The sequence below is a fragment of the Aliiroseovarius sp. D2-2 genome (genome assembly GCF_055809455.1).
The window spans coordinates 2897658-2917646 of record NZ_CM147913.1 but is presented as its reverse complement, the minus strand read 5'-3'; the positions used below and the strand labels follow the sequence as shown (position 1 = coordinate 2917646).

Genomic DNA, 19989 nt, shown 5'->3' with positions numbered 1-19989 from the left:
TGGGAAAAAGCGTGATCGCCTCACCCTTGTTGAAACTGCGCAGGACATCTAAATGGTTGCCATGATCGAACTTCTTCCATTTGTTAAAAAGCCACCCATGGTGGCGGTCGTGCGCCTGTCGGGCGTTATAGCAACCGGCACTCGCGGGCAGTTGAATGACGCCGTGATGGCGCCAGCCATTGAGCGTGCATTTCGCAAGGGCAAACCCGCGGCCGTCGCACTGGTGATCAACTCGCCCGGCGGCAGCCCCGTGCAGTCCAGTCTGATTGCCGCCCGCATTCGTCGACTGGCCGCGGAAAAAGAGATCCCCGTCTATGCATTTGTCGAAGACGTAGCTGCCTCGGGTGGTTATTGGCTGGCAACCGCAGCGGACGAGATCTATGCGGACGAAAGCTCGATCCTTGGATCAATTGGTGTGATTTCTGCCAGTTTTGGCCTGACAGGGCTGATGGAAAAAATCGGGGTCGAGCGTCGCGTTCATACTGCGGGTAAGTCGAAATCGATGATGGACCCATTCCAGCCCGAAAAACCCGCCGATGTGAAACGCTTGAAAGCGTTGCAAGAAGACATCCACGCGGCGTTCAAAACCCAAGTTACAACGCGTCGTGAAGGCAAACTGCCAGAAGGCGAAGATCTGTTCACCGGCGACATCTGGTTGGGCTATGGGGCCATCGAAAAAGGGTTGGCTGACGGGATCGGTCATGTCGTGCCGACCATGAAAGAGAAATACGGCAACAAGGTCCGTTTCCGCGTCTATGGCGCCAAACGCGGGCTGTTGTCACGGTTCGGAATGCGGCTTGTGTCGGACACGATCTCTATCATCGAGGAACGCGCGGAATACGCTCGTTTTGGTCTCTGATGGTCATCAAGATTGTTGTCCTGTTTCTGGTCGCAATGGGTGTGCTGGCCATGTTCGGAAAGCTACGCTATCCGGGCCAGCAACGCATCGAAGCGATGAAATGCCCACGATGTGGGCGTTATAAACTGGGAAAATCTCCCTGTGACTGCAAGGGAAAGGGCTAAGCCTTGGATCTGATTTTCGCCTCGCTTGGCCTTGTGATCCTTTTGCTCGCTGGTGACAGCCTTGTGCGTGGGGCAGTGAACCTGTCGCTGCGCCTTGGTGTGCCGGCGATGATCGTGTCGCTGACCATTGTGGCCTTTGGCACGTCTGCGCCTGAGCTTCTGATCTCGGTCAGTTCTATCCTTGAAGGTGTCCCCGGACTTGCCATGGGGAACGTGGTCGGGTCGAACACCGCCAACATCCTGTTGGTGCTGGGTGTGCCCGCATTGATGGCGGGTTTGTCCACCAAAACCTGCGACAGCCGCAAAAGCTATCTTCAGATGGTTGGCGCAACGGTGTTGTTCATCGTGCTGGCCTTTGGAGGAGAGATCGGGTGGCCGCAAGGCTTGGTGCTGTTGGCCGCACTCGGATTGATGCTCGGCTCGGCTTTCCGCGAGGCATTGCGCCATCGCCGTGCTGTCTGTGCCGGTGACGAAGAAGAAAATGACGACGATGATGACGTCGAAGGTGCGGATCCGGACATGCCTTGGTGGAAGGTGATTATGTTCTTGATGCTGGGCCTGATCGGTCTGCCATTGGGCGCGGACCTTCTGGTGGATGCATCAACCAATATCGCGCGCCAATACGGTATATCTGAAACTGTCATCGGCTTGACGCTGGTGGCCTTGGGCACCTCGTTGCCCGAACTTGCGACCACAGTAATGGCCGCGTTGCGTAAGCAGGCGGATGTTGCCTTGGGGAACGTGATCGGTTCGAACATGTTCAACCTGTTAGCCATCATCGGCATTTCGTCTTTGGTTGGACCGATCCCAGTTGATCCGGGTATCCTGAAGTTCGATTTGTGGGTCATGCTGGGTGCAACGTTGCTTCTGGCGCCATTTGTCTTCCTGAAATGGCACATGGGCCGCATATGGGGCATCCTGCTGTCGATACTCTATGTGATCTATATCCTGATGGTTCTGGGGCACGCATAATGATCAACAAATGCGCATTGGTGACAGGAGCAGGTGGGCGGCTTGGCCGCGCGCTGGCTTTAGAGTTGGCGCGGCATGGGTTCGACGTCGCTGTTCACTACAGCAGTTCAGCCAAAGGCGCTGCGCAAACCGTTGCTGAGATTGAAAGCATTGGACGTCGTGCCGTTGCACTTCAAGCCGATTTCCTGAAGCTCGACGAGGTCAAAACCCTTCTGTCACGCGCCACAGAGGCTTTGGGCGGGCCTTTGTCAGTTCTGGTGAACAATGCTTCGATATTTGAGTACGACAGCATCGGAACAGTTTCCGATGACAGTTGGGATCGGCACATGTCGTCGAACCTCCGCGCGCCTTTGTTCCTGATACAAGACTTTGCAGCGCAAGCCCCACAAGCCACGAAAGACGAGCTGGGAGAGCTGCTGTCACAAGCCCTTGTTGTCAACATGTTGGATCAGCGGGTGCAGAAGTTAACACCGGAATTCATGAGCTACAGTTTGGCCAAACACGGGCTTTGGACTTTGACACGCACGGCAGCCCAGGCCCTTGCCCCCCATGTGCGGGTGAACGGAATTGGACCCGGATCGACAATGATTGGTGAGCGCCAATCGCAAGAGCATTTCGAGGCGCAACGCATAGGGTCAATCCTGAAGCGCGGTCCGAACCCCAGCGACATCACATCAGCCTTGTCCTATTTGCTGAATGCGCCCGCAGTAACAGGGCAGATGATTGCGGTTGATGGTGGCCAACATTTGGGGTGGCAGACCCCCGACGTGATTGGAAATCCAAAGAAATCTTGAATTTTTGCCCGGTCTTCAAGCGGTGTTGGCAGCGAAGTTGTGCACCTGTGAAGCAAAACGGCGCGTATTTTCGTGATTTTTGCAATGATTTCACATGTTTACATAATGGTCATATTTCTTTTGTTTAAAAACAGTAGGTTACAGTACTGCCTAAAAAACAGGCAGATTGACGAAAAGGGCCGAATACAACGAAAAATTCCGATCCTTGGCGACATGTCCTCAGACTTATCCACAGTTTCTGTGGGCATGTTTTCTCTTGTATCGGTAACGATAAGATTGCAGCGGGACACAGAATCAAGAAAGCTACCCCATGACGCGCGATAATCAGGACAAACCAGACGAAAATGAACCGGTTGAAACCGGTCACGAGGTTGTCCAATCCTATTTGAAAACGCTTGATAATTCGCCGGGTGTTTACCGAATGCTCGATGCGAAAGGGCGGGTTTTGTATGTGGGGAAAGCGCGCAGCTTGAAGAAGCGTGTGTCGAACTACGCCAAGCCTACAGGTCACAGCGCGCGTATTGCGCGGATGATCAGCCAGACGGCATCGATGATGTTTCTGACCACCCGGACAGAAACCGAAGCGCTGCTTCTTGAGCAAAATCTGATCAAGCAACTGAAGCCGCATTTCAACGTGCTTTTGCGCGACGATAAGAGCTTTCCAAATATCCTTGTGACGGATCATGAGTTTCCTCAGATCAAGAAGCACCGCGGCGCGCGGAAAGAAAAGGGGCGCTATTTCGGGCCCTTTGCCAGTGCGGATGCTGTGAACCGCACGCTGAACCAGTTGCAAAAGGTGTTCCTGCTGCGCAATTGCACAGATGCCACGTTTGACGGTCGCTCGCGGCCGTGCTTGCTGTATCAAATCAAACGGTGCGCTGGGCCCTGTGTGGGCAAGATTGATGCCGAAGGCTATGGCGCGCTGGTCAAGGATGCCGATGACTTCTTGTCGGGTCGCACAACCAAAATGCAAGAAAGCCTCGCGTCCGAGATGCAGGTGGCATCAGAAGCGATGGCGTTTGAGAAAGCCGCCGTGCTGCGCGATCGTATCAGCGCATTGACGCAAGTTCAGCAGACCCAAGGTATAAACCCGCGCGGCGTTGGCGAAGCGGATGTGATCGCGCTTCATATGGAAGGGGGGCAGGCCTGCGTTCAGGTCTTCTTCATTCGGGCGCATCAAAACTGGGGCAACCGGGATTTCTATCCACGAACTGGTGCTGGTGCGGGGCCGGGCGAGGTGCTGCAAGCGTTTGTGGGTCAGTTCTACGATCAAAAAGAACCCCCACGTTTGATCCTTTTGTCCGACCCCTTGGATGAACAAGATCTCATGGCCGAAGCGTTAAGCGAAAGGCTGGGGCGCAAGGTCGAAATCTCGGTCCCACAGCGGGGCGAGAAATCCGAGCTTGTGGCCAATGCCCAACGGAATGCGCGTGAAAGTCTGGCCCGAAAAATGGCTGAAACGGCAACGCAGGCCAAATTGCTTGATGGCGTTGCAAAGGCCTTTGAATTGGACGGTCCACCTGCCCGGATCGAGGTTTACGACAACTCGCACATTCAGGGCGCTCATGCGGTGGGGGCTATGATTGTCGCGGGGCCAGAAGGCTACATGAAAAGTCAGTACCGAAAATTTAACATCAAGGGTGAGGATCTGACGCCCGGTGATGACTTTGGAATGATGAAAGAGGTACTGACCCGACGCTTCAAGCGCCTGTTGAAAGAGGACCCTGAGCGGGAACAGGGGCTGTGGCCAGAGCTTCTGTTGATTGATGGCGGGGCGGGGCAAGTCAGTGCCGTGCGTGAAATCATGGAGGAAATGGGCGTAACAGACATTCCCATGATCGGTGTGGCCAAAGGTGTAGACCGCGACCACGGGAAAGAGGAGTTCCACAGGCGCGGCCAGCGTCCCTTCGCGTTGCAGCGCAATGACCCCGTTCTGTACTTCATCCAACGCCTACGTGACGAGGCACACCGCTTTGCCATCGGCACCCACCGCGCCAAGCGCGCAAAAGCCCAAGGCGCAACCCCGTTGGATGAGGTTCCGGGCGTAGGTGCCACCAGAAAACGTGCGCTCTTGCAGCACTTCGGATCGGCCAAGTCTGTCAGTCGCGCGGGTCTTGAGGATTTGAAAGCTGTTGATGGCATTTCAGAAACACTTGCAGAAACCATCTATGGCTTCTTCCATGACAAGGGCTGACGCGGTATTGAAAACACTATGAAATGGACTGTGCCTAATATCTTGACCATGGGGCGGCTGATTGCAGCCCCCGCCGTGGCGATCCTATTCCTGTACTTTTCGCGCCCACTAGCCGATTGGCTGGCGTTGATCCTTTTCCTGCTGGCGGCAGCCACCGACTGGATTGATGGGTATCTGGCGCGCAAATGGGGGCAGGAAAGCAAGCTTGGTGCGATGCTTGACCCAATCGCTGACAAGGCGATGGTGGTGATCGCGTTGATGGTGATCGTTGGATACTCTGACGTGTATTGGACCCCGTGGCTTGTTCTTCCCGCAACCGTGATCCTGTTTCGCGAGGTTTTTGTCTCTGGTTTGCGAGAGTTCCTTGGGGACACCGCAGGTACGCTGAAGGTCACCAAACTTGCGAAATGGAAAACGACTGCGCAAATGGTTGCGATTGCGGTCCTATTCTCGCGCGGGATCTTTGAGCACCATCTGGTGATGGGATCATTTGGCATGGATCAGGCAATGGTCGAGCAAATCATGTTGGGTGAAGTTGAGGACGTGAATGGGTTGCGCGGCCATTTTCACGGCATGATCTGGTCGGGGCGCATTGGTCTTTGGCTTCTATGGATCGCGGGTTTGCTGACACTGATCACTGGCTGGGATTACTTCCGCAAAGCGTTGCCGCACTTGAAAGAGGAATGACGCATGATCGACGTAATGTACTTCGCTTGGGTGCGTGAACGGATCGGTGAGCCGCGCGAAACGGTCGAGACATCGGCGGTGACGGTCATGGAATTGGTCGAAGAACTGCGTGCCCGCGAGCCAAGATATGCAGCGGCATTCGAAGACTCTGTCCGCCTTACGTGTTGCGCTGGATCAGGAACTCTCTGACTTCGATGCGTCGCTTTCGGGTGTACGTGAAGTGGCCTTTTTCCCGCCGATGACAGGTGGCTAAAATGACTGTCCGCGTTCAAACAGAAACCTTCGATCCCGGGGTGGAGCTTTCGGGTTTTGCGCAAGGCCGTAGTGATCTTGGTGCGGTGGTCAGCTTTACTGGTGTGGTGCGCGACGATGCCGGAACGCTCGATCGGATGGAGATCGAGCACTATCCAGGCATGACCGAGAAAGCGATTTCCAAGATCGTGGACGAGGCGACAGACCGTTGGTCATTAGCAGAGTGTCTGGTGATACACCGTCATGGGGCTTTGAAACCGGGAGAGCAGATCATGATGGTCGCCACCGCCTCGGCCCATCGTGTGGCGGCGTTTGAAGCCGCAGAATACTTAATGGATTACCTTAAATCCCGCGCGCCGTTCTGGAAAAAAGAGTTCACAAAAGACGGTGGCACCGATTGGGTGGATGCAAAGGTGGATGACGAAGACGCCTTGAAGCGCTGGCAAGAAGATCGTTAGTCGCGCGCGGGAATAATCTGCTGCGCGATCCCTGCAAGAAGCAGGTAGATCGACGTTGCAACCAGACCCCAATGCGCCCAGCTTTCTGGGTGAAAATCAACCCATGCTGCCCAGCCAGCAAACCCCGTCCATGCCAATGCCATTGGCAGGCTGATTGCGCGCCAACGCTCGGTCCGTACGGGGTGGACGAACTTAAGCGGCAGGAACATTGCGATCGCGATTGCAGTCACCAGCACGGTCATCAGCCAGAAATTCGGTTCTGTGGCAAACAACACCAAGATCACCATGTTCCAACATCCCGGAAACCCCGAAAAACTGTTGTCTTTGGTTTTCATACGCGTGTCGGCGAAATAGACAACGCTGGTGAAGGTGATCACGATGATTGCAAACCAACCCGTCCAGCCGGGCATCAGGCCAGACTTGAACAATGCGTAAGCTGGGATGAAAACATAGGTCAGATAGTCGATGATCAGATCCATCAACACGCCATCATATTGCGGCGCATTGACCTTTACATGATATCGCCGCGCCAAGGGCCCGTCGATCCCATCGACCATGAAAGCCACCACCAGCCAAAGAAACATCAGCCCCCATTTTTCATCCACAGCAGCCAGCATTGCCAGCATGGCAAAGACAGCTCCGGTAGCGGTCAGAAGATGGACGAGCAGGGCTTTGGTCGTGATGTTCATCCGCGCTTTGTGCCGGAAAACAGCCAAAGGGGAAAGCGAAAATCTTGTCAGTGCTTGCGCGGGTTCAAGCACGCGGGTGGGCGGATTTGTACACTTCAAGAAGCCGGGACGTATCAAGTGCCGTGTAGCCCTGTGTTGTCGACAGGCTGGAATGCCCAAGCAATTCCTGAATGGTGCGCAGATCTCCACCTGATGCCAACAGGTGCGTGGCAAAGCTGTGGCGCAACGCGTGTGGGGTAGCGGTTGCGGGAAGGCCAAGTTGCAACCGGACCTGCTGCATGAGTTTCTGCACTTGCCGTGCGCCAAGTGCGCCCCCACGTACCCCGCGAAACAGAGGGGCTTCGGGCGTTTCCGGATGAGGGCAGATATTGCGGTAGGTTTCGACAGCCTCGCGGGCCACAGGCAATACAGGTACCAATCGTTCTTTATTGCCTTTGCCGACAATGCGCAGAACGTCACTTAATGGGGCATCAGCAGCCGTAAGCCCCAAAGCTTCGGAAATTCGAAGTCCACAACCATAAAGCAATGTGATGACGGCGGTGTCGCGTGCGCCGACCCAATCGTGACGTGACTGCAATGGAGCGGCCTCTTGCACGGCTTTAGCGGCATCTGGCGACAGCGGGCGCGGGAGTCTCTTTGCGAATTTTGGACTGCGCGTCGACAGGACGGCGGTGGCGTCGAACCCGTCTTGTTCGCTCAGCCAAGAATAAAAGCTTCTCACTGCAGACAATGCCCGCGCCAAGCTGCGTGATGCGACGCCGCGCGCACGTTCCGATGCCATCCAGGCCCGCATGTCACTGATCGAGACTTTGGCCAAAGCTCCGCGACCGGCTTCACCGCCCAGATGTGTGGCCATGAAAGCCAGATACCCAGATATATCGGCCTGATAGGCTTTGATCGTGTTTTCAGACGCGGCATCTAATGCACGCTTATGTTCAAGAAATTGTTCCAGTGCATCCCGTGCCCCGGGCGCGATCTGCAATCTGTTTGGGGCCGTCATGACAGCCAGCGGCGCATCGCGCGTTCGAACACGCCCCCGAAAAAGTCCAGAAGGTCTGTCGACTGACCAGGGCGGAATTGCGCAAGGTCCTCGGTGCCCATGACCAACATGCCCGGCAAGCGACCTTCGCCCAAGTCAAGGACGATGCAAGCTTCTGATCTTATCCAGAAGCCGCAATCACCATAGATGTCCGCATCGCGTTCCTGAATCTGGCGCAAGAACACTTTGCGCCGGTCCGGACCGGCGGCTTGCCCCAGATAGGTATCGATGAAACCAGCAGGCGTGGTTGAAATGACCGCGCCCAGCCGCGAGATCGCAGGATTGATATCTTCCTGTGTTGTTTCCAGCACCAAGCGAAGACAATCCACCTTCAGTGTCTCGGACACTTCGCCATCTAGGCTTTGCATGAATTCAGCAAAATCAGCCGGGTCCAACATGCGCAGCACGGCCCGGTGGATTAGGTTCATCCCGGCGACATTCTCATAAGCCGCAGCCAGCACGGACCGATGCGTGTCTTCCAGTTGATCTAGCCGATCAGTCAGCCGATCCATTGCGGCACCACGCAAATCCACGATATTCGTGCCCATCTTGCGTTCATGTGCTGACACCAAGGCATTCATGATGTCTTGGTCATTTAAAATAGTTTCGGGCTGCGCAATCAGATGTGCGCGCAACTCGTCATCCAATGCAGGGTGACCACTCATGACTGCCTCGATATTATTTGTCGTTTTCACGGATCATACATCAAGTGTGCAGGTGATGCGGCTAAAATTTGGTTACGCAGAAAAGAGAAAAGGGGGCCGTGGCCCCCTCGTCACATCCTGATTTTTATCCAGATTACAGGATTTTGATGTCAGCCGCTTTGATGTCAGCCAAGAAAGCGTCCAATCCGTTGTCTGTCAGAACGTGCTTTGCCATAGCTTGAATGACTGATGGAGGAGCGGTTGCAACGTCAGCGCCAACCAAAGCCGCATCTTTCATGTGGTTCACGTTGCGGATCGAGGCAGCAAGGATCTGCGTCTCGAACAGATAGTTGTCATAGATGGTGCGGATATCTTCGATCAGCTCCATACCGTCCAGATTGATGTCGTCCAGACGGCCAATGAAGGGCGAGATGAATGTTGCACCAGCTTTCGCAGCCAAAAGCGCTTGGTTGGCCGAGAAGCAAAGAGTCACGTTTACCATTGTGCCTTCGTCCGACAGGGTTTTACAGGCTTTCAGCCCGTCCCATGTCAGCGGCACTTTCACGGCGATGTTTTCGGCGATCTTGGCCAGTTTGCGGCCTTCAGCGATCATCGTGTCTGCGTCAATGGCGGTCACCTCGGCCGAGACGGGCCCATCTACGATGTCACAGATCTCTTTCGTGACGTCGATGATGTCGCGGCCCGACTTTTTGATGATCGAGGGGTTGGTGGTCACACCATCCACCATGCCAAGGTCGTTCAGTTCCTTGATGGCTTCGATGTCGGCGGTGTCGGCGAAGAATTTCATGTGCGCGTTTCCTGCAGAAGTTTGCGTTTGCGCTCTCATACCCCATGGGCGCGCGCGCAGAAAGCCCTTATGCTGCATCTGGTAACAGGGAATCTGGCAATATGAGCGACATTGAGCAGTTTCCGGAAGGCGCAAGGGTCGGCGTGCTGACTGCCCAGCCTCTGGACCGAATCCTGACCTACCGCGCACCCGAAGGGGGCTGCGTGCAGGGGGATTTTATCGAGGTGCCTTTGGGCCCGCGAAAAGTTCTGGGTGTGGTGTGGGGGCCGGGCGAGGGCGGATTTGATGCGTCCAAGCTGCGCGCGGTGATCCGCGTGCTGGATGTGGCCCCGATGCGCCGCGAAATGGCTGACTTCCTGAGCCGTGTTGGCGACTACACTCTAACACCGATGAGCCAGATGTTGCGCCTTGCCACCCGCGCGCCGGGCCTGTCGGACCCGCCGTCCATGCGCAAGGTTCTGAAAGCATCAGGCCACCGCCCCAACCGACTGACCGATGCACGCGCCAAAGTGATGGACGTGTTGATGGATCAGCCCGGCGTCGGGTTCACCCAGAAAGAACTGGGCGATTTAGCCGGGGTCAGCGGGTCAGTCGTGAAGGGCTTGGTGAAGCTGGGTGCCATCCGTGAAGAAGATACCCCGCGTGATATGCCATATCCTCGTCTGGATCCTCACTGCCCAGCAAGGAACTGACCGAGGATCAGGCCGCCGCTGCCAAGCAACTGACCGATGGTGTGCGCGGTGGCCGCTATGGCACGACGCTATTGCGTGGCGTCACGGGTGCGGGGAAGACCGAGGTTTATCTGGAAGCGGTCGCCGCCTGTCTACGCAAGGGGCGTCAGGCGCTGGTGCTGCTGCCTGAGATTGCCCTGACTGCTGAATTCCTGAAACGGGTCGAGGAACGCTTTGGCGCGCGCCCGGCCGAATGGCATTCCGGTGTGACCATGACCGAACGCCGCCGGTGCTGGCGCATGGTCGGGCAGGGCGACGCGCAGCTTGTCGTCGGCGCGCGATCCGCACTCTATTTGCCGTTCCGCGATCTTGGTCTGATCATCGTGGATGAGGAACATGACAGTTCCTACAAACAAGAAGATGGGGTGCTGTATTCTGCCCGTGACATGGCGGTGATGCGGGCGTCTCTTTGTGACGCGCAAGTGGTGTTGGCGTCCGCCACGCCATCGCTGGAGACATGGGCCAATTGCGAGGCAGGTAAGTACAAGCGCATCGAGCTGACCAGCCGTTATGGCCCCGCCGTTATGCCCGACATGCGCGCGATTGATATGCGGCAAGAGGATCTGCCGTCGCAAAGTCTGGATCTCACCCACACTAAAAGCCGCGGTGACTTTGCGCATTTCAAAGGGCGAACAATCGCTTCTGTTCATCAACCGCCGTGGTTATGCGCCGGTCACGATCTGCCGCGCCTGTGGCCACCAGATCGGTTGCGATCACTGCGATGCACGCATGGTGGAACACCGCTTCCAAAAACGCCTTGTCTGCCACCAATGCGGCGAGACGAAACCGATGCCGGACGCCTGCCCGGAATGTGAAGTCGAGGGCAAACTGGCCCCGGTTGGGCCGGGTGTCGAGCGACTGGCAGAGGAGGTTACGGCCGCATTCCCGGATGCACGCATTGCGGTGCTGTCATCCGATCTGTTTGGGTCGGCCCGCGCACTGAAAGCGCAGATCGAACTGATTGCCGAAGGCGGGGCCGATATCATCATCGGCACGCAGCTGGTCGCCAAAGGGCATAACTTCCCGAAGCTGACCCTTGTGGGGGTGATCGATGCGGACCTTGGCTTGCAAGGGTCAGATCTGCGCGCCGCCGAACGCACCTTCCAACTGATCCGACAAGTGGCGGGCCGGGCGGGGCGGGCGGAAACGCCGGGCGTGGCTTTGCTCCAAACCTTCCAGCCGGAACACCCGGTGATCCGCGCGATCCTTGCGGGCGAGGAAGAGAAGTTCTGGAAGGCCGAGGCAGGCGAACGCCAAGTCGCAGGCGTGCCGCCTTACGGTCGGATGGCCGGGATCGTTCTATCTTCGCCCGATATTCAAGCGGTGTTTGATCTGGGGGCCGAGATGGCGCGACGGTCTGAGCCGCTCACCCAAATAGGCGCGCAGCTATTCGGTCCGGCCCCAGCCCCCATCGCCCGCGTGCGCGGACGCCACCGCGTGCGTCTGCTTGTGAAGGCCGAGAAAACCGCCCCCATCCAAGCCGCGCTAAAGCGCTGGCTGGCGCAGTTCCAGATCAAAGGGGATATGCGGGTGTCCGTGGATATCGATCCGCAGAGTTTTTACTGAGGAGGCTTAAGCGACATATGTCCGCTTTGCGGGACATAGCTGCCTTTTGCCGACGCAGCTTTTGCTGGCGGAGAATACCTTTGCACCCGCAGCGACGAGAACTTGGTAATGCGGCGGATTTCAACAGAGCGACCATTGAAAGTCAGCTGAACGCGAAATTCAAACCTCACTTTCGCTGCGGGCTTCTTCAACCATCGAGACGCGGGCTCTTCCAGATATTCTCTGGTGCACGTTTTGCACGCGGAGCGTTCCTTGGCAGCTGCGGCAGAGTTTCGCTACGACAAGTCTGGTAATGCCAAACTAGCCATTGAGTTATGTCACGAGACGCTGCAACCAACCTGTTCTTTGCCGTGAATGGGCAGATTTTGTAAGAAAGAAATTTACGCGCGACAATTACTAACTTTACAGAAATCGATTTTGTGAGCATCCTTGGAAATCAGGAATATCAATGTGGCAACGGAAAGGTTCGCCAATGACGGATCAAAAAATCAAGAACATGGAGGACTTTGCAGCGGTTAGCGGGATCTCTCGTCCGACGATTTCGAAGTACTTCAATGATCCGGATAGCGTTCGGAAGTCCACCCGTGAGAAAATCGAGACTGCATTAGAGAAACATGACTATCGGCCGAACATTTATGCGGTCAATCAGAATCGACGCCAGACCAAGAACATTGGTTTGGTGGTTCCCAACTTAACCGATCCCTTTTTCGCCGGTTTTGCTCGAACGATAGAAGGGCTTATCGTCGAAGCTGGTTACAATCCGTTGTTGCTCAGTTCTCACAGCGGGCCAGAGCAAGAGCTTGCCAACCTCGACAGCCTTCGGTCCATCAAACCTGCCGGTGTGTTGTTGGCGCCGCTCGGCAGGGCATCGCTAGAAGAGCGGGTTGAGGAGTTCACCAATGAAGTCCCAACAGTGTTGTTTGACGCCAACCTCGAAGGAATTGGCGAGGCGTTTTTTGGTTCAGACAACAACCAAAGTATCAGCTTGATTGTTGACTATCTGTGTCGATCCGGCGAGCCGCCGGTATTTTTTGAATTGAAGGCGCCCATCAACCCAAACGCATACAAACGACGCACAGCATATTTAGACGCGATGGAGCGATTGGGGCATGAGCCACATCTGATCCAGGTCGATGGACAGGGGTGGAACTTTGAAGAAATCGGCTTTCGTGAAGGATCGCGGAATCCTGTCTAACCAACAGCTCCCCTCAAACACAATTTTGTGCTCAAACGACCGGCTCGCAATTGGTCTGCTGTCGGCTGCATTTGAAAACGGTTTGAAGGTCGGCCGTGATCCGGGGTCTTCTCTTAGAATTGCGGGACATGATGATCACCCATTCTCGCGCTTTACATGCCCGAGTTTAACGACTGTCTCGCAAGATTATGAGGCCATCGCGGCAAAAAGTGTTGAGACCGTTTTGTCTTTGGTCGATTCTAGGGAATGCCTAAAAACGCGCGAAGAAATACTATTTGAGGGCAAGCTGGTTATGCGAGGTTCAGCGTAAGGCGCTGAAAACATTAACCTCACTCTCTAAAATTTACGCGAGTAAAAAATAGGATTGACGCGAAGTAATAATCGTTGGTAGCGTTTATGCACAACATCCAATCTAGGGAGGAACCCGGATGTCTTTTAAAAATGCACTTTGCGCTGCAAGCGCAATTGCCCTTTTGGGGGGCGCTGCCGCGACCGCCGACAGCCTGACAATCGCGATCGTTAACAACGGTCACATGATCAACATGCAAAAGGTCGCCGAGGCCTACACTGCGGAGACCGGGGTCGAACTCAACTGGGTTTCTCTGGAAGAAGGCGTTCTGCGCGAGCAGGTCACGTCGGACACTGCAACTGGTGGTGGTCAGTATGACATCATCAACATCGGCATGCAGGAAGCACCCATTTGGGGTGCTGCTGGATGGATCGAACCGCTGAGCTTCAGCGCTGATTACGATGTGGACGACATTCTGCCTGCAATGCGCAACGGTCTGTCGCATGAAGGCACGCTTTATGCCGCGCCGTTTTATGGTGAATTGTCGATGGTCATGTACCGCAAGGATCTGGCCGACGCAGCCGGCGTGAGCATTGCCGACAACGACAGCTGGGACAACGTCAAGGCAGCCGCCGCTGCAATCCACGATCCGGATAACGGCGTTTACGGCGCTTGCCTGCGCGGCAAGCCGGGCTGGGGCGACAACATGGCGTTCATCACCACGGTCGTTAACTCCTTCGGTGGTGCTTGGTTCGATGCCGACATGAAGCCTGCTTTGGACAGCGCCGAATGGAATGCTGCGATCAACTTCTACGTTGACCTGCTTGGTAACTACGGACCTCCGGGCTCAGAAGGCAATTCGTTCAACGAAATCCTTGCGCTCTACAATGAAGGCAAGTGCGGAATGTGGATCGACGCGACTATCGCGGCATCGTTCCTTGAAGTCGACGGCGTCGCCTACGCTCAATCACCGAACGCTGGCAACCCTGTTGGGGCCAACTGGTTGTGGGCATGGGCAATGGCGATCCCCGCCGGTTCGCCAAATGCTGAAGCCGCTGGTGCCTTCATCGAGTGGGCAACGTCGAAAGACTATGTGAAAGCCGTTGGCAACCACCCGGACTTTGGTTGGGGTTCTGTCCCGACCGGTCAGCGGGCATCGACCTATGCGATCCCTGAATTCCAGGCCGCAGCGGGTTTTGCAGCTGCCGAACTGGCCGCGATCAACAGCGCCGCACCTGAAGCGACCGATCTGAAGCCATACGTCGGAGTTCAGTTTGCCGCCATCCCGGAATTCCCGGAAGTGGGTTCAGCTGTCGCTCAGGAAATGGCAGCAGCTTTGTCCGGCGCTAAGTCGGTAGAGGATGCGCTGGCCGCATCGCAAGCCGCAGCTGATGCGATCATGCGTGAAGCTGGTTACTACGAATAACCGCACAGCAAGGAGGGCCTGGCTTCGCCGGGCCCTCTGACCACTTGGCCGCTTTTGTTGAAATAACGACCCTGCGGCACGTAAAGTCCAAACATTCGCAACTCATACGTCACAAGCAAAACGATGGCCTCGTTTTGCTGGGAGGATAGACTAATGTCTGACAGAAAGCTTCCAAGGCTTCTTCAAACTCCAGCGGTACTTCTGCTTTTGGTTTGGATGTTGATCCCACTTGGGATGACTCTTTACTTCTCGTTCATCCGGTATGTGCTGAATAGCCTTCGCCGCCCAGAATGGACGTCGCCGAGTTTGAGCAACTGGCGTGGGTTCGGAAACTATGAATTTGTTCTGAAATCCAAAGACTTCCTGCTCGCCATTCAAAACAGTCTCTTCATCGTGTGCAGCATCCTGTTTCTGACGGTCATTCTAGGTGTGCTAATTGCGGTCCTGATCAACAAGTCCTTCCCGGGACAAGGGATTGTCCGGGTATTGCTGATTTCACCGTTCTTCGTAATGCCTGCGGTGAATGCGGTCCTCTGGATCAACATGATCCTCGATCCTGTTCTGGGTTTGCAGGGGATCGCAGTTGGCGGGATAAACGACATCTTGGATGGGTTACGACAAATGCCCGTTCTCGGCGGCTTCTTCTCGCTTTGGCCAGAATTCGAACCGATTTCGTTTCGTGCGACCCAAACATCAGCCATCGCGGTGATCATGATGGTGACCTGGCAATGGACGCCCTTTGCGGTCCTTATCTTCATGACCTCGCTTCAATCTGAAGATCAGCAACAGAAAGAAGCCGCTGTTCTGGATGGCGCAAGCACCTGGTCTCAGTTCCGGTTTCTGACGCTGCCACATCTGGGCCGCCCGATTGCCATTGTGGTGATGATCCAGGCGATTTTTCACCTGTCGCTATATGCGGAGATCGAAATCGTGAGCCGGGGCAATGGGAACAAGAACCTGCCTTATCTGATCGGTGAATTCGCCAACAACAATATCGGCGCAGCCAGTGCCACCGGTATCTTCGCCGTAATCCTCGCCAACATCGTCGCAATCTTTCTGCTGCGTGCGGTTGGCAAGACATTGATGGAATAGGAGGGCTAGATCATGGCAATCGTTGCACAATCCTCGAAATTCAGTACCTATGGACGGCCCGTTTTGGCCTGGGCTGTCGGACTGTTGTTCTTCTTCCCCATCTTCTGGATGGTTCTGACAAGCTTCAAAACCGACGCCGACGCGGTGAAGCCCGAATTCCTGTTCTTCTTCACCCCAACGCTTGAGAACTATCTCAACATGACCGAGAACTATGACTATTGGCGCTTTGCCCGTAACTCTGTCATCTCGGCCGTTTCCGCGACAGTTTTTACATTGGTTGTTGGTGTCCCTGCTGCCTATGCAATGGCGTTCAACCCAAGTCGTGCGACCAAAGACGTTCTGATGTGGATGTTGTCGACAAAGATGCTACCCGCAGCGGCGGTGCTGTATCCGATGATTTTTCTTGCCAAAGGCATCGGGCTTTATGACACGCATATCCTGGTCATCACCGTGCTGTGCCTGATCAACCTGCCAATCGCAATCTGGATGCTGTTCACGTACTTCAAGGAAATCCCGAAAGATATCATCGAAGCGGGCAAGATGGACGGCGTCAACACTTGGGGCGAGATCAAAGAGATCCTTATTCCCCTTGCTTGGGGTGGCATCGCGTCAACTGCGCTTCTGGTCTTCATCTTTTGCTGGAACGAAGCTTATTGGACGGTCCGCTTAACCACCATCGACGCGGCGACACTCTCTAAGCTCATTGAGGGCAACCGGGCCCCAGAAGGTCTGTTTTTCGGACGCCTATCAGCAGTCTCAACCGCAGCCGTCGGACCAATCGTTGTCCTTGGATGGTTCTGCCAGAAACAACTTGTCCAAGGCTTGACCTTCGGCGCTGTGAAATAAGGAAAGATCATGGGACGTATAGTACTCGATCAAGTATCCAAAAAGTTCGGTGAAGTCGAAGTCATCCCTCCGCTGGACCTGACCATCGAAGACGGAGAGTTTGCTGTTTTCGTCGGTCCATCCGGCTGCGGTAAATCCACGCTGCTGCGCATGATTGCGGGTCTTGAAGATCTAACATCCGGCAACATAGAGATCGACGGTGAGGTCGTGACCGAGGTCCCGCCTTCGAAACGTGGTTTGGCCATGGTGTTCCAGTCCTATGCGCTTTACCCGCATATGACGGTGCGCAAGAACATCGGATTCCCGCTTCGTATGGAAAAGATGGCGCCTGCCGAGGTCGACAAGCGTGTCGAGGCCGCTGCGCAATCTTTAAACCTGAACGACTATCTGGACCGCAAACCGGGGCAACTTTCTGGTGGTCAGCGTCAGCGAGTCGCGATTGGGCGCGCCATCGTACGTGACCCTTCGGCATTTCTGTTCGACGAACCTCTGTCGAACCTTGACGCTGCATTGCGCGTCGGTATGCGCCTCGAAATCAGCGAGATGCATGAGCGCATGCAGACCACCATGATCTACGTGACGCATGATCAGGTGGAAGCGATGACAATGGCCAACAAGATCGTGGTGCTCCAGGCTGGTGTGATCGAACAGGTCGGCTCTCCGCTGGATCTTTATCACAAACCCCAGAATGTGTTCGTGGCAGGTTTTATCGGTTCGCCAAAGATGAACATCTTTTCCGGTCCAGAGGCGGAAAAACTGGGTGCGCACACCATCGGCATCCGTCCAGAGCACACTGATGTCAGCATGACTGAAGGCACTTGGAAGGGAACCGTAGGTGTAGCGGAACACCTTGGGTCAGACACGTTCATCCACGTACATGACACCGGGCTTGCTGATATGATCACGGTTCGTATCAATGGGGATATCTCGGTGAAGCACGGGGACGATATTTACCTGACCCCACAAGCGGACCAGATCCACAGGTTCGACGCACAAGGGCTGCGGGTCGAATGAATCGTCTGGATGGCAAATCTGCACTGATAACGGGGGCCGCCCGGGGGATCGGGTTGGCCTTTGCCAAGGCCTATGCGGCCGAGGGCGCGCGGGTTGCCATTGCGGACATCGATCTTGAACGGGCGCGTGACGCCGCGGCCGCGATCGGCGACGCTGCATTTGCTGTTGAATTGGATGTCACCCGACAAGACAGCATTGACGCAGCTATTGTCGAAACGGTGTCGGCCTCTGGTCAGATAGACATCCTGATCAACAACGCTGCCGTATTCACTGCTGCACCGATCGCCGAAATCACGCGTGAAGACCATGCGCGTGTCTTCGACATCAACGTTGCCGGAACCTTGTTCACCCTACAGGCCGTTGCTCGTCACATGATCGAGCAAGGTATTAAGGGCAAAATCATCAACATGGCCAGTCAGGCAGGACGACGGGGTGAGCCCCTGGTTGCCACCTATTGCGCCTCAAAGGCTGCTGTCATCAGTTTAACCCAGTCCGCCGGGCTGAACCTCATCGCGCACGGGATCAACGTGAATGCGATCGCTCCGGGGGTCGTGGACGGCGAACACTGGGACGGCGTTGACGCCCTTTTTGCCAAATACGAGGGCAAGGCTCTGGGACAAAAGAAAAAGGAAGTTGGCGAAGCCGTCCCCTTTGGACGCATGGCACACTCTGAAGATCTAACCGGGATGGCGATTTTTCTCGCCTCACAAGACGCCGATTACATTGTTGCCCAGACCTACAATGTTGATGGCGGAAACTGGATGAGCTGATGGAAGATCTCGCGCAGGAAACCGATCTCATGAAACTGAACAACGCTACACTTAAACAGCTCCCCAAGGCCGTCCTGCGCCCGCTCTATGACCGTGAGCAGCTGACACCCGGAATTGTTCATATAGGCGTTGGAAACTTTCATCGCGCCCACCAAGCATGGTATCTGCATCGCCTGATGCAACAGGACGAAGCGTTAGATTGGGCGATCATTGGTGCGGGTGTTCGTCAGTATGACGCCAACATGCGAGAGAAACTGCTGAAGCAGGATTGTCTGACAACGCTGATTGAACTGGATCCATCGTCTGCGACTGCTGAAGTTATCGGGTCAATGATTGACTACCTTCCAATTGAAGAGGGCAATGGCGCGCTGGTTGAACGAATGGCTCGACCAGACATCCGCATCGTATCGATGACCGTGACAGAGGGTGGGTATTATATCGACCCAGCCACTAAGGGGTTTGATCCGACGCACCCAGACATTATCCATGACTATCACAACCCTGAAACGCCAAGAACCGCGTTCGGAGCAATAGTCGCAGCACTTCGTCTGCGCCACGAAAACGGTATCGGCCCCTTTACGTGCCTGTGCTGTGACAACCTGCAGGGCAATGGGGATGTGCTGCGCCAAACTATAGTGTCTTTGGCGCGTCTGTCCGATTCAGATCTGGCAAATTGGATTGAAGCAAACTGCACATTTCCAAATTCCATGGTCGACAGCATTGTACCGGCAACCGGCCCTAGCGAGCTGGCATTGGCGCATCAACTTGGCATTGATGATATGACCCCTGTGACCCATGAAAACTTCCGCCAATGGGTGATGGAGGATGACTTTTGCGCCGGACGCCCGAACTGGGAAAACGTCGGCGCGACCTTTACGGATGATGTTCATAGTTACGAAGCGATGAAGATCCGTATTTTGAACGGTGGTCATCAGGTGATCGCAGTTCCGGGCGAGGTTCTCTCGGTCAAGACGATTGCAGATTGCATGGGGCACGATCTGATCAGCCAGTTCTTTACCAAGGTCGCGCAAGAAGAAATCGCCCCGCTGGTCAAACCTGTCTCAGGCATGGCTACAAATGAATATGTCGGGTTGGTCCACAAACGGTTCTCGAACCCTAAGATTATCGACACAACGCGCCGGGTGGCCTTCGACGGGTCCTCCCGTCATCCGGGCTTTGTTATCCCGTCAATCCGTGAAGGCCTGGAGAGAGGTGCTCCAATCGAAGGGCTTGCCTTGGTCGAAGCAGCCTGGGCACGAATGTGCGAAGGCACGCGTGGAGATGGAAGCAAGATCGAGCCCAATGACCCAAACTGGGACGACTTGAATGCAAAGGCTTTGGAAGCCCGCACAAATCCGAGTGCTTGGCTTGAGATGAGCCAATTCTATGGTGAGCTCGGAGGGGACCTTCGTTTTGCGGATAGCTTCGCTCATTGGCTCAGCCTGATTTGGGATGAAGGGTTGGAAGTCGCGATCGCAACCTATCTTGAATCCTAAGACA

Annotated in this window: 16 protein-coding genes and 3 pseudogenes; 15 read left to right on the top strand and 4 right to left on the bottom strand. The window is 55.3% G+C overall.

Annotated elements, in window-relative coordinates:
* The first annotated feature begins 61 nt into the window (after nucleotides 1-61).
* The 7 genes and pseudogenes from AC0L6A_RS14345 to AC0L6A_RS14315 all read left to right on the top strand — a co-directional run bounded on the left by AC0L6A_RS14345 (nucleotide 62) and on the right by AC0L6A_RS14315 (nucleotide 6380).
* On the top strand, nucleotides 62-859 hold the full coding sequence (locus AC0L6A_RS14345) for a S49 family peptidase (protein ID WP_473290985.1): 798 nt from the start codon (nucleotides 62-64) through the stop codon (nucleotides 857-859).
* 167 nt (nucleotides 860-1026) lie between these two features.
* Entirely contained in the window at nucleotides 1027-1995 is a 969-nt protein-coding gene (locus tag AC0L6A_RS14340; RefSeq protein WP_473290983.1) for a calcium/sodium antiporter, read from the top strand.
* Nucleotides 1995-2789 (top strand): SDR family oxidoreductase, encoded by a 795-nt coding sequence (locus AC0L6A_RS14335; protein WP_473290982.1) that lies wholly within the window; start codon nucleotides 1995-1997, stop codon nucleotides 2787-2789. The genes AC0L6A_RS14340 and AC0L6A_RS14335 overlap by 1 nt, the downstream gene beginning before the upstream one ends.
* A 310-nt stretch (nucleotides 2790-3099) precedes the next feature.
* Nucleotides 3100-4983, top strand: a complete 1884-nt coding sequence (gene uvrC, locus AC0L6A_RS14330; protein ID WP_473290981.1) for an excinuclease ABC subunit UvrC — start codon at nucleotides 3100-3102, stop codon at nucleotides 4981-4983.
* An 18-nt stretch (nucleotides 4984-5001) separates the two neighbouring features.
* Nucleotides 5002-5670 carry a CDP-diacylglycerol--glycerol-3-phosphate 3-phosphatidyltransferase gene (gene pgsA / locus AC0L6A_RS14325; RefSeq protein ID WP_473290979.1) on the top strand — a complete coding sequence of 223 codons (669 nt, stop codon included), beginning with the start codon at nucleotides 5002-5004 and terminating at the stop codon, nucleotides 5668-5670.
* A 3-nt stretch (nucleotides 5671-5673) separates the two neighbouring features.
* Nucleotides 5674-5923 (top strand): annotated as a pseudogene (gene moaD, locus AC0L6A_RS14320) (molybdopterin converting factor subunit 1).
* A gap of 1 nt (nucleotide 5924) precedes the next feature.
* Nucleotides 5925-6380 carry a molybdenum cofactor biosynthesis protein MoaE gene (locus AC0L6A_RS14315; RefSeq protein ID WP_473290978.1) on the top strand — a complete coding sequence of 152 codons (456 nt, stop codon included), beginning with the start codon at nucleotides 5925-5927 and terminating at the stop codon, nucleotides 6378-6380.
* Here the strand turns inward: AC0L6A_RS14315 and AC0L6A_RS14310 are convergent.
* The 4 genes from AC0L6A_RS14310 to fsa form a co-directional block, all read right to left on the bottom strand.
* Nucleotides 6377-7069: a CDP-alcohol phosphatidyltransferase family protein gene (locus tag AC0L6A_RS14310; protein WP_473290976.1), complete on the bottom strand. Its 693-nt coding sequence runs from the start codon at nucleotides 7067-7069 to the stop codon at nucleotides 6377-6379. The two genes, AC0L6A_RS14315 and AC0L6A_RS14310, sit on opposite strands and share 4 nt — an antisense overlap.
* Nucleotides 7070-7133: 64 nt before the next feature.
* A complete protein-coding gene (locus tag AC0L6A_RS14305) occupies nucleotides 7134-8069 on the bottom strand; it encodes a tyrosine recombinase XerC (protein ID WP_473290975.1) in 936 nt (311 codons plus the stop codon).
* Nucleotides 8066-8773, bottom strand: coding sequence for a DUF484 family protein (locus AC0L6A_RS14300; RefSeq protein ID WP_473290973.1), 708 nt, complete (start codon nucleotides 8771-8773; stop codon nucleotides 8066-8068). Before AC0L6A_RS14300 ends, AC0L6A_RS14305 begins: the two co-directional genes overlap by 4 nt.
* Before the next feature lie 133 nt (nucleotides 8774-8906).
* Complete coding sequence (fsa, locus tag AC0L6A_RS14295) at nucleotides 8907-9560, bottom strand: fructose-6-phosphate aldolase (RefSeq protein ID WP_473290972.1); 654 nt, start codon at nucleotides 9558-9560, stop codon at nucleotides 8907-8909.
* Nucleotides 9561-9661: 101 nt separating this feature from the next.
* Between fsa and AC0L6A_RS14290 the strand changes: the two are divergent.
* The 8 genes and pseudogenes from AC0L6A_RS14290 to AC0L6A_RS14255 all read left to right on the top strand — a co-directional run bounded on the left by AC0L6A_RS14290 (nucleotide 9662) and on the right by AC0L6A_RS14255 (nucleotide 19985).
* A pseudogene (locus AC0L6A_RS14290) lies at nucleotides 9662-11857 on the top strand (primosomal protein N').
* 472 nt (nucleotides 11858-12329) lie between these two features.
* Nucleotides 12330-13362: pseudogene (locus AC0L6A_RS14285) on the top strand (LacI family DNA-binding transcriptional regulator).
* A gap of 118 nt (nucleotides 13363-13480) precedes the next feature.
* On the top strand, nucleotides 13481-14767 hold the full coding sequence (locus tag AC0L6A_RS14280; RefSeq protein WP_473290971.1) for an ABC transporter substrate-binding protein: 1287 nt from the start codon (nucleotides 13481-13483) through the stop codon (nucleotides 14765-14767).
* Nucleotides 14768-14920: 153 nt separating this feature from the next.
* A complete protein-coding gene (locus tag AC0L6A_RS14275; RefSeq protein ID WP_473290969.1) occupies nucleotides 14921-15859 on the top strand; it encodes a carbohydrate ABC transporter permease in 939 nt (312 codons plus the stop codon).
* A gap of 12 nt (nucleotides 15860-15871) precedes the next feature.
* Nucleotides 15872-16705, top strand: a complete 834-nt coding sequence (locus AC0L6A_RS14270) for a carbohydrate ABC transporter permease (protein WP_473290968.1) — start codon at nucleotides 15872-15874, stop codon at nucleotides 16703-16705.
* 9 nt (nucleotides 16706-16714) lie between these two features.
* Nucleotides 16715-17719 carry an ABC transporter ATP-binding protein gene (locus AC0L6A_RS14265; RefSeq protein ID WP_473290967.1) on the top strand — a complete coding sequence of 335 codons (1005 nt, stop codon included), beginning with the start codon at nucleotides 16715-16717 and terminating at the stop codon, nucleotides 17717-17719.
* Nucleotides 17716-18489: an L-iditol 2-dehydrogenase gene (locus tag AC0L6A_RS14260; RefSeq protein WP_473290965.1), complete on the top strand. Its 774-nt coding sequence runs from the start codon at nucleotides 17716-17718 to the stop codon at nucleotides 18487-18489. The genes AC0L6A_RS14265 and AC0L6A_RS14260 overlap by 4 nt, the downstream gene beginning before the upstream one ends.
* The gene (locus AC0L6A_RS14255) at nucleotides 18489-19985 is read left to right on the top strand and encodes a mannitol dehydrogenase family protein (RefSeq protein ID WP_473290964.1); all 1497 of its coding nucleotides are present in this window, start codon (nucleotides 18489-18491) and stop codon (nucleotides 19983-19985) included. Before AC0L6A_RS14260 ends, AC0L6A_RS14255 begins: the two co-directional genes overlap by 1 nt.
* Nucleotides 19986-19989 lie beyond the last annotated feature (4 nt).